The sequence below is a fragment of the Wenyingzhuangia sp. 2_MG-2023 genome, assembly GCF_030548295.1.
GTDB lineage: Bacteria > Bacteroidota > Bacteroidia > Flavobacteriales > Flavobacteriaceae > Wenyingzhuangia.
In genome coordinates this window covers 1-232 of record NZ_JAUOSB010000218.1, presented here as the reverse complement: position 1 = coordinate 232, position 232 = coordinate 1, and the positions used below count along the sequence as shown (strand labels likewise).

The 232-nt window shown below is 56.0% G+C and carries 1 protein-coding gene; it reads right to left on the bottom strand.

The genetic code is table 11. The annotated features are described in order from the left end of the window. A partial coding sequence (locus Q4548_RS17085; RefSeq protein ID WP_303457307.1) for a hypothetical protein occupies positions 1 to 232 on the bottom strand: 232 nt, incomplete at both ends.

Genomic DNA, 232 nt, shown 5'->3' with positions numbered 1-232 from the left:
ATCACCAACTTGCCACGTCTCAGGTCGGCAATAGCATCATCGACACCCATGATCAGATCGGGCATGACGTAGGTCTGGCTGGCATCGAATCGTCCTTGACGGTCTACCCAACAGTTATATGCCGCCGTCGCCTTCATGCTTTCTGCCACCTTCTCAATGACGGGCGGCTTGTGCTCTGGCGCGCTGCCAGCCTGCTCATCTTCCAGCAGATGTTGGCGAATGTACATGCACG